This window comes from Paenibacillus maysiensis (genome assembly GCF_000520815.1).
In the GTDB taxonomy this organism is placed as follows: Bacteria; Bacillota; Bacilli; order Paenibacillales; family Paenibacillaceae; genus Paenibacillus; species Paenibacillus maysiensis.
In genome coordinates this window covers 1-8,833 of sequence record NZ_ASRY01000333.1, presented here as the reverse complement: position 1 = coordinate 8,833, position 8,833 = coordinate 1, and the positions used below count along the sequence as shown (strand labels likewise).

The following is an 8,833-nucleotide window of genomic DNA, read 5'->3' as shown; positions in this document are numbered from 1 at the left end:
GAACTGATTGTATCCGATGCTTTGCTGGCGGCTGCCGAGGGTCAGGAGAAGGTAGCTTTGCTGGAGGATAAAATTCAGCGCGGCGTGGCCTTTTTCATGAATATTCATGCACGTTTCCTGTTTGAAACCCGTTTTTACGAGCTGCGGAAAAAAGGAGTCGTAGGAGCGCAACAACTGGGAGAATTAATGGAGCAAGCACAGCGTGAAGCGTTCAGCGGTGTTTTGGATGAGGCTCACCCTCATTTTTGGGCATCCAAGCTGCATTTCTATATTACGAACACTCCATTCTACAACTTCCCATATACATTTGGGTACATGTTCAGTGCCGGGATTTACGCCTTTGCGAAAGAAAATGCCGACGGCTTTGCCGATCAATATGATGCCTTGCTGCGTGATACGGGGCGCATGACTGTAGAAGAATTGGCCTCCAAGCATCTGGGGACCGATTTAACACAGGCTGACTTCTGGCGTAATGCCGCGCAAGTCACAGTTCAGGATATTGAGCAATTTTTGCAAATGACGGAATAACGGATATACTCCAAATCAGGTCTCCCGCGAGGGGGGCCTTTATTGCGATTCTTGCAGAAGATGAGGAATAAAGTCGTAATGTGTCGAATTAGAGTTGGTATTACCTGTTAGCGAAATTTAAATTGATGGATATACTTAGAAATTAGTTATAAATGCCCATTTGTGTTGTTTATGATTGTAACGTTAAAAAGCTTCGCATATAATTGAGTCATAAGACCTATTAATGGTTTTGAAACAGGTATATAGGGGGATTTTTTTAATGAGTGAAGTAGGTCAATTGTCGTTAGTGAGACAGATGGATATTGTTTTTAAAGAACTGGATGATGAACTGGCGGGTTTGTCGTCAGGAACTGTATTTGTACAAATACGTAACAACGTGGTTGGAAAATTTGGTATCCGTCATAATCCGATTGCAGGTAAAGGCGGTACATTTGGAGCGGTGGAGCCTGGGCTGTCAGTAGATCATCGGGGGGACTTCCGTCGTATGGCGCTGGATACACTAAATCACAAGCGTAGCTGGACTCATGGTGAAATTGCTTTCGATTTTGCCGTCAGACAGGGAACCATTCTGGTGGATGCTACGCTGGAATCGAATTATAACATGGCGAATCTCATGATCCGTTATAACAAGCCTACATACCGAGCGGCTAATTCCGAATAATCATCCATATTAAAAGGGTAAAGAAAGGGCGGCCTTCCTGGGGAAGACCGCCTTTGTTATATGCCCGCCTTATCGTATTTTGATTAAATGCGATATTTAACGGAATGCTTCATGTGGAATAATGACGCTTATTGACCTGAACGACCTGATAATTGCTGTTCGGCCAGTTGCACCAAGCGTTTAGTGATATAACCTCCCAGAGAACCAGCCTCACGGGATGGCATGTCACCATAATAACCGTCTGCCGGAATGGTGATGCCCAGCTCTTGCGCTGCTTCATATTTCAATTGTTGTAGTGCGTTGTTGGCTTGAGGTACGACCAAGTTGTTACTGCGGCGTCCTCTGCCTTGATTAGATCCATTAGCCATGTGTAGTCACCTCCTTCGGCTGTGATGAGGTTATTATGCGACAGAGTAATGAAAATATGCGCCGAAGGAAGGAAAATGAATAGAGGGAAATTACGGATATATCATATGAATCTGAGTTTTCAGGTTAATGGATTGCTGAGGCTCCAGACGAATCAGACCGCCTGCGCTCACAGGATCGTGTAGATTGGGTGCATCAGACAACCAGGTATAGGGCTCGATGCAAAGATACTGATCGCATTCACCCTTGGTATACAACACCCAATACTTAAAGTATTGTTCATCCGCCGTATAGCGAATCTGATAACCGTCATCACGGGTCAACAGGGCCTCAGCAGGTCCCTCCGATGCTCGCAGCAGCGTATCCAGATTCGTTCCTTTCAGGGAAAGTCCCGTAGAGAGCGGCTCCAAGTCATACAAAGGGGTAATTGTACCTGTTGGGAGCTGCTCAGCGTCTTGCTCATATACCCCGTTCACAGGCAGCTTCAGGCGCCAGCGTTCAGGCTCTCCGTCCACCATAAACCAGGTGTGATATCCCAAGCCGAACGGGGCTGCTTTGTCACCCAGATTCGTTACACGCAGCGTTTGACTCAATACGGGTCCCTGCAAGCGGTAAGTCATCTCCAGACGCAGAGGAATAGGAAACTGCTCGATCCAGTGCGGATCACTTTCCGTCAACAGCTCGGTGGTCACGCTGCAACCTTCCTCATCTTCTTCAATATCACTGCAACGCCAGGATTGATTACGATGCAGCCCATGTATATGATTGTCGTTGGCCGTATTCCGATCAAACTGATAGGGAACACCGTCAAACTCGAATTGTCCTTTGCGAATTCGGCCGGGAGGGATCAGAATCGGCAAGCCAAAATGATACGGCTTTTGCAAATAAAAGGCCAGTTCTTCCTCGCCAGGACGCCGTACGATATCCCGATCCAGCTTCAGATCACGCACCGAGATAATATTATTCCCGAGACGGGGGATCATCGTAACTTCCAGCTCAGGGCTATGTAAAACATACGTGTCGTAACTATTCCAATGTTCTTTGGTCACTTGTTTCATATCCATGCTCCTTTGTCCACTATAATCGGTTGAAGCTTCGTGTCATTATGATAACAGATTTTAGACCGCAGGGCACAATCGACATTTGACAATAACAGGATGCGGAATTATCATAAATGTAGTTTACAATGTAATGACATGGATAACGCGATGATAAGGACAAGTAAGCCTTCGTATACGCTCTTCAGAAAGCCGGTGGTAGATGCGAACCGGTGAGCCTGCACTGCTGAATGGACCTTGGAGTGCCGCACAGAACAGGAAGCATTCTTCCTCAGTATGACGGCCGATTGCTCCCCGTTAACGGAGCTATAAGATTGCAGGCAGCCACGGAGCATGACTCCGACAAGTAACAGGCTGAAGGCAATGAATAAGGGTGGTACCACGGTCTCGCGTCCCTTGAGGATGCGGGGCCTTTTTGCGTTCAATTATTTAAATAAATTTCAGGAGGAATGATGAATATGAAAACGGTACTTTCAGGCATTCAGCCCAGCGGACAGCTTACTTTAGGCAATTATATCGGTGCAATGAAAAACTTTGTCAAGTTGCAAGAGGATCATCGCTGTTACTTTATGGTCGTAGACCTTCATGCCATTACGGTGCCCCAGGAACCGGCTCAATTGCGTGAACAGTCGGAGGCCGTGGCGGCATTATTTATTGCAGCAGGTATTAACCCCGAGCAATCCAACGTCTTTTTACAATCCCATGTACCTCAGCATGCGGAACTGGGATGGTTGATGACAACCCTGACCCATATGGGCGAGCTGGAACGCATGACCCAGTTCAAGGACAAATCGGCGGGTAAGGACTCGGTAGGTGCGGGATTGTTCGTATATCCAGCGCTGATGGCAGCTGACATTTTGCTTTACAATGCGGATTTGGTTCCTGTAGGTGACGATCAGAAGCAGCATCTGGAGCTGACACGCGATTTGGCAGGTCGTTTCAATCACCGTTATGGAGATTATTTCACTGTTCCCGAGCCGTATATCCCTGAGGTGGGCGCACGAATTATGTCATTGGATGATGCCTCCAAAAAAATGAGCAAAAGCAATCCGAATGCGGGCAGCTATATTGCTCTGCTGGATGAACCGAAAGTCATTCGCAAGAAAATCAGTCGCGCTACCACTGATTCTGGCAGTGAGGTTAAATATGACCCGGCAAGCAAACCGGAGATCAGTAATCTGATGGGAATTTACAGCCAGTGTACGGGTCTGTCGCTTCAGGAAGTGCAGAATCGTTATGAGGGCCAAATGTACGGTACGTTCAAAAAAGAGCTGGCAGAGGCGGTTGTAGCCACCCTGGAGCCTATTCAACAGCGTTATCGTGACATTCGGGAGTCCGGTGAAATTGGACGCATTTTGGCCCAATCTGCAGAGCGGGCGCAAGAAGCTGCTGAAATCACGCTGGCTGCGGTCAAAGAGCGTATGGGGTTTCTGCCCCGCAAGCGCTAAGACAAACCGCAGGCCAACGCGATCAGCCGTTTAACAGAAATGTCTCAGGAGCGACGTTGTCTGGCCTTAACAACAAAGCCCCAGCCGATGTTGCCGACAGAGAGAAGGCCCAGTAAAATGGCAAGCCAAGCGGAATAACTGATGGATATGGCGGCTGCCGTCAGCAGGACAATAGATGAAACGGCGAACCACAAGGATAGACCTTTGCTCATGGGAAAAACCTCCAGCGTTCGAATGTTGAATTTTAGGAATAAGCAGGTGTAAGCGAGCCATAATAATCTTGCAAGCTTGCAATGAACCTCACTCACAAAGAACTGAAAGGAGATTCAAATATGAGCAGACGTCGTTCAAACAACCTGCAAGTACCGCAGGCCAACGCCGCTTTACAACAATTAAAATATGAGGCCGCTCAAGAACTCGGCATCACAATTCCTCAAGATGGTTACTACGGTAACGTCGTTTCCCGCGAAACAGGCTCTCTCGGGGGATACATCACTAAAAAGCTGGTCCAACAAGCAGAGCAATCCTTGTCGGGCAGTGGCCGTATGCAGTAATACACATAAACACCCCATCTTAGAAGCTGTATTATGAGCAACTGTGATGAAGAAAATCCGGAGCAATCATGCTCCGGATTTTTTGCGCGCATGGCTTATGACCATTGTGAATCACACAAGTCCGCTTCGTCAAGAGGGCGCTTTCATGTAGATATTTCATGGAGGGATGGATTTTCTCTGTGAACGGCAAAAAAACAGCAAGCTCCGGGGATCAGGGGAGACTTGCTGTTTGTCGTTCGCGTTGCTTGCTGATATGCTTTTTTAATTCGTATGCAGGGAGAGGCGTTTCTGCATCTTTTCATGGCTGAGCCAGCCGATATAGCTGTTGATCAGTCCAAACTGCTTATCCATGGCGACGACGGCCACGAAGGGATATTGCCTCCGATGTCGATAACGAACATCCGCCCAACGCACAATGTAGCCCCATTCCAGCTCTTCCACCTCCGCAACAGCAAAGGAAGAAAAATAGCGGAATGCCTGCACATCACGGTAGGATTTGGATGCTTCTACGGCAGGATGTGTGGACGGAACCGCATGTTTTGTCCAAAAAAGATGCTTCCCGTTCAGTCCGCCAATGTCATAACTTCCATTCTGATGAGCTTTTACCACATGCCACCGGTTCCATGAAACCGTGGGAATGATATAATAGATATCGTCCGGCTGGCGCGCGAGGTCCATATCACGTACCGCGTTTCTGGTACGGAAATAACTCCAGGTACGCCAAATATAGTACAGGCCTGTAATGATGTACAACGTAATAAATAAGGGAGCTGGTAAAACCAGTCCAGTGATCCACACTAGAATAGCAGCAACATGGGTGCCGAATATAAAGGGATCAAAGATGTGGATAATATTCCATGATATCCACTTGGGCGTAAACGGCCGGAATGCCTGTGTCCCGTACGTATTGAACAAATCTGTAAACACATGCAGGCAGACAGCAATCGTGACCCACAGGGCGACATGACCGACAGGTACATCCCTGAAAATAAGAGCAATTAATCCCGTGATGGACAAGATCCATATCAACCAGAAGGGAATGGAGTGCGACAGTCCACGATGATTGCGGATGTAGGCTGCATTGTTTCTTAATCGTAGCAAGGTGTCAAAATCCGGTGCCTGTGACCCTACGACCGTGGCCAGCAGTATGACTGCCGCCAACTTTGGATCTGCGGCGACGGCAGGATCGGTGTAGGCCAGCCCGGCCAACCCGATCCCCATGACAAAGTGTGTGGCTGTATCCATTTTTGTCGCTCCTTTTTGTATTGTATCCTGTACTTATTACTACCCTAATTTACTGTAAATGATCAGCAAGGTCGATTCGTCATCGAAATTGTGAACGTTTTGTGCGTTTTCTGTCAAACTTTTTACGGAAACTATATGATAAAATTTATATCGGAGTTCAACTTACTCCCGAATTCATACATCTCAAAGGGGGAGTTACTCACAGTGGATAATATTAGTTATGAGGCTACTTCGGATACGACTACCTATTCGGTTAAATCCAAACCACCCGGTAAGGCTGGAACATGGAAAGATTTTATAACGGTCACCAAGCCAGGTATTCTGCGCACCAATCTGGTTGCGGCATTTGGCGGTTTTTGGTTGGCTTCACAATGGGACGTTGACTATATAAAGCTGATTCTGACGTTGGTAGGTACAATGCTGGTTATGGCGTCTTCTTGTGTTTTTAACAACTATTTTGATCGTGAACTGGATTTGAAAATGGAGCGTACACGCAATCGCTCACTGCCAACAGGGCGTTTGACTCCCACAACGGTGTTGTCATACGCTATCACTTTGGGCGTTGTCGGGCTGGCTGTACTGTTCTTTTTTTCTGGTGTCAAGGCAGGATTGCTCGGTATACTCGGCATGTTCGTATACGTCGGTATTTACACGCTTTGGCTGAAACGCTCATCCACATGGAGTACATCCATTGGCGGTATTTCGGGCGCAATGCCTCCTGTGATCGGCTATGTAGCCGCTTCGGGTCGTATTGACTTGGGCGCATGGCTCTTATTCGCTCTTTTGTTCCTATGGCAGCCGCCTCATTTTTGGGCACTTGCAATCCGCAGGGTCGAAGAATACCGCGCAGCAGGATTTCCGTTGTTGCCTGTCGTGAAAGGCATTCAGCGTACTAAAATTCAAATGATTCCTTATATCGTGCTGCTGATTCCGGTACCGATCCTGATGTATGCTTATGGATATGCTGGAATGATTTTCATGATTGTTTCCGTATTGCTGTCCGTGCTCTGGGCATTTTATGCCTTTAAAGGTTTTACCATTAAAGAAGAAGAGACGGATTCATGGGCTAAAAAAGTATTTTTCTTTTCCATTAACCATCTGACACTCAGCTTTCTGCTGATGATCGTGGATACGGTTCACAAGTTCTAAGACAAGACATTTTTAATAAAATTTGTTGCGTGTAACATTTAGCTGTTCATCAGGCATAAATCGGCCTGGCGGACAGCTTTTTTTGTGGATGGTTTTCATGACTAGGGTTCTCATAACTATGGTTTTATAACTAGGGAACAGGCGGGTATAAAATATACTCTTCCAGTCCTGCCTTTTCCAATTGGGCGATTACATATTCATCTGGTGTGCCTTCTACTCCTGCGTATCCTTTGCGGGTATATATATGAAGCGCATCTGGAAAAGAGTCGGCAAGCACACCACGTATTTTTTTGCCTGAGCTGTCATTGTCCATAAACAAGTATATTTCGTCATGCTTGGCCTGCTTGCGGAGGGATTCCAGTTTTACTGAGTTTAGCGTGCCGAAGGTGCATAAGATATGAACCTCGGGATCAAGTAAACGACGAAGTTTACTGCGGTCATTTTTCCCTTCAACGATAACGGTAATCGTCATCTTGCTCACCCCCTGCCTAAAGCCTGTACTCGAAATTCCCCGGGAAATGAAAGAATATGTGTATAGTGTAGCTCCAAACAGGGTTCTCATGCAAAAAAAGCAACAAAACAGCCTGCCAGAAGTGGCAGGCATGGGTACGAGGCGGCATGTTAGGGCAATTCAGACATTAAATCCAGCAAGTACGGAGAATAATGACGAGCAGAATATAAAGAACGAGAATGATGCCAGTCGAAGTCCCCAATCCACAACAAGAAACAGGGCTCACAGGATGACAGTGGCTCACGGAATGCACCTCCCTTCATACATAAATGTTCAGTCAAACCAGTCTATGTTGATAAGGGCTTTGGGTACTGTGCATTCGCCTTCTTGTAAGGAACTTTGGGCGTTAAAGGGAGAGCTTCTCAAGCGATCTAGGAATGATACGGCCCGGAGGCAGACAGCGGCGGTGTTGGGAATAGCCGCTGAATGGGAATGAACAGCAAGCCGGTCATCAAAATCAAAAAAGCAATAAAAAAAGGTGAAAAATGAACGGGGAGCTGGCCAGCCAGCACCGGTCCGGCAAAGGAGCCGATAGATGTTGCAATGGATTGCAGCGCAAAGGTTTTGCCCAACCGTGCTCCTCCAAGCCGTATAAAGAGTGAGGCCAGCGCTGGAAAGGTAATGCCTTTGGCTGTTCCCAGTATAAAGAGTACGATTCCAATCACTGACTCGGGCAAGGTAGCGAGGGCATAGAAGCACAGGGACATCAGTATGATGCCGCAAATCAGCCGGATCATCGGTGAATACTTATTTAGAAAAAGCAGACTGAGTGTACAGAGCGCTCCCAGACTGATAATGGAAAAGAGCAGCCCCGTGGACATCATGGACGCAGTACCATTGTTGCGTAACGGGATTTCGTAAAATAAAATGCCTTGTGCGCACGCCAAAACAAAAGGTACAAGCAGGTAACGCCAATTGAATGGTAAAAGCGGCTGTACCCCGGTCAGGGGAGCGGGTGCTGCATGCCCGTCAGACAGTTGAGCCTGGAGAGCAGGTGCTTTTTTAGGTAATGTAAAATAAGCCATGAGTCCTGTAACCACAAGAATGATACCGAGGGAACGGAACGTCTCGCTAAACCCAAAGCTGGCTACAATGAACGCGCCTGCCGCTGGAGACAGGACGGAGGCCAGCGTGTGAACGACGCCATGTCCTGACATATATTTGCCCTGCGTAACCGGATGATCGGATAGCTGCGCGAGCATAGTCATGCAAGCAGGGGACAAAAAGGCCAGCACAAAGCCGCTGATGGCACGAAGAAAAAGCAACTCCCATGGCGTATGAATGTATGCCTGAATGATCAGGATGATCCCTGC

Annotated in this window: 11 protein-coding genes and 1 pseudogene; 5 read left to right on the top strand and 7 right to left on the bottom strand. The window is 47.4% G+C overall.

Translation table 11 applies throughout. The features are described from left to right. Both L696_RS0126830 and L696_RS0126825 read left to right on the top strand, forming a co-directional pair. A pseudogene (locus tag L696_RS0126830) lies at nt 1-528 on the top strand (M3 family oligoendopeptidase); the annotation flags it as partial. Nucleotides 529-787: 259 nt separating this feature from the next. Continuing rightward, nucleotides 788-1,189, top strand: coding sequence for a hypothetical protein (locus L696_RS0126825; RefSeq protein WP_025686389.1), 402 nt, complete (start codon nt 788-790; stop codon nt 1,187-1,189). 128 nt (nt 1,190-1,317) lie between these two features. On the opposite strand, the gene L696_RS0126820 is transcribed toward L696_RS0126825, so the two are convergent. Next, on the bottom strand, nt 1,318-1,557 hold the full coding sequence (locus tag L696_RS0126820) for an alpha/beta-type small acid-soluble spore protein (RefSeq protein ID WP_025686388.1): 240 nt from the start codon (nt 1,555-1,557) through the stop codon (nt 1,318-1,320). A gap of 90 nt (nt 1,558-1,647) precedes the next feature. Next, the gene (locus L696_RS0126815; RefSeq protein ID WP_025686387.1) at nt 1,648-2,613 is read right to left on the bottom strand and encodes an aldose 1-epimerase; all 966 of its coding nucleotides are present in this window, start codon (nt 2,611-2,613) and stop codon (nt 1,648-1,650) included. Nucleotides 2,614-3,071: 458 nt separating this feature from the next. Here L696_RS0126815 and trpS point away from each other — a divergent pair, with 458 nt between their 5' ends. Continuing rightward, the gene (trpS, locus tag L696_RS0126810; protein ID WP_025686386.1) at nt 3,072-4,061 is read left to right on the top strand and encodes a tryptophan--tRNA ligase; all 990 of its coding nucleotides are present in this window, start codon (nt 3,072-3,074) and stop codon (nt 4,059-4,061) included. Between the two features lie 44 nt (nt 4,062-4,105). Here the strand turns inward: trpS and L696_RS31335 are convergent, their stop codons facing one another. After that, a complete protein-coding gene (locus tag L696_RS31335) occupies nt 4,106-4,273 on the bottom strand; it encodes a hypothetical protein (RefSeq protein ID WP_007431986.1) in 168 nt (55 codons plus the stop codon). 120 nt (nt 4,274-4,393) lie between these two features. On the opposite strand from L696_RS31335, the gene L696_RS0126800 reads away from it, so the two are divergent. Beyond that, nucleotides 4,394-4,615 carry an alpha/beta-type small acid-soluble spore protein gene (locus tag L696_RS0126800; protein ID WP_025686385.1) on the top strand — a complete coding sequence of 74 codons (222 nt, stop codon included), beginning with the start codon at nt 4,394-4,396 and terminating at the stop codon, nt 4,613-4,615. A gap of 261 nt (nt 4,616-4,876) precedes the next feature. On the opposite strand, the gene L696_RS0126795 is transcribed toward L696_RS0126800, so the two are convergent. Continuing rightward, entirely contained in the window at nt 4,877-5,860 is a 984-nt protein-coding gene (locus L696_RS0126795) for a metal-dependent hydrolase (RefSeq protein ID WP_025686384.1), read from the bottom strand. A 204-nt stretch (nt 5,861-6,064) separates the two neighbouring features. On the opposite strand from L696_RS0126795, the gene cyoE reads away from it, so the two are divergent. Continuing rightward, nucleotides 6,065-7,009, top strand: a complete 945-nt coding sequence (gene cyoE, locus L696_RS0126790) for a heme o synthase (RefSeq protein WP_025686383.1) — start codon at nt 6,065-6,067, stop codon at nt 7,007-7,009. Between the two features lie 130 nt (nt 7,010-7,139). On the opposite strand, the gene L696_RS0126785 is transcribed toward cyoE, so the two are convergent. The 3 genes from L696_RS0126785 to L696_RS0126780 form a co-directional block, all read right to left on the bottom strand. Beyond that, entirely contained in the window at nt 7,140-7,481 is a 342-nt protein-coding gene (locus tag L696_RS0126785) for a toprim domain-containing protein (RefSeq protein WP_025686382.1), read from the bottom strand. A 166-nt stretch (nt 7,482-7,647) separates the two neighbouring features. Beyond that, nucleotides 7,648-7,746 (bottom strand): YjcZ family sporulation protein, encoded by a 99-nt coding sequence (locus tag L696_RS32270; RefSeq protein WP_245233457.1) that lies wholly within the window; start codon nt 7,744-7,746, stop codon nt 7,648-7,650. Nucleotides 7,747-7,891: 145 nt separating this feature from the next. After that, the coding region (locus L696_RS0126780) for an MFS transporter (protein ID WP_025686381.1) at nt 7,892-8,833 on the bottom strand (942 nt) is incomplete at its 5' end.

Coding starts and splice junctions, on each gene's coding strand:
- L696_RS0126795 (WP_025686384.1), bottom strand. CDS start 5,860: ATGGATACAGCCACACACTTTGTCATGGGGATCGGGTTGGCCGGGCTG.
- L696_RS0126825 (WP_025686389.1), top strand. CDS start 788: ATGAGTGAAGTAGGTCAATTGTCGTTAGTGAGACAGATGGATATTGTT.
- L696_RS0126785 (WP_025686382.1), bottom strand. CDS start 7,481: ATGACGATTACCGTTATCGTTGAAGGGAAAAATGACCGCAGTAAACTT.
- L696_RS0126800 (WP_025686385.1), top strand. CDS start 4,394: ATGAGCAGACGTCGTTCAAACAACCTGCAAGTACCGCAGGCCAACGCC.
- L696_RS31335 (WP_007431986.1), bottom strand. CDS start 4,273: ATGAGCAAAGGTCTATCCTTGTGGTTCGCCGTTTCATCTATTGTCCTG.
- trpS (WP_025686386.1), top strand. CDS start 3,072: ATGAAAACGGTACTTTCAGGCATTCAGCCCAGCGGACAGCTTACTTTA.
- L696_RS0126820 (WP_025686388.1), bottom strand. CDS start 1,557: ATGGCTAATGGATCTAATCAAGGCAGAGGACGCCGCAGTAACAACTTG.
- L696_RS0126815 (WP_025686387.1), bottom strand. CDS start 2,613: ATGAAACAAGTGACCAAAGAACATTGGAATAGTTACGACACGTATGTT.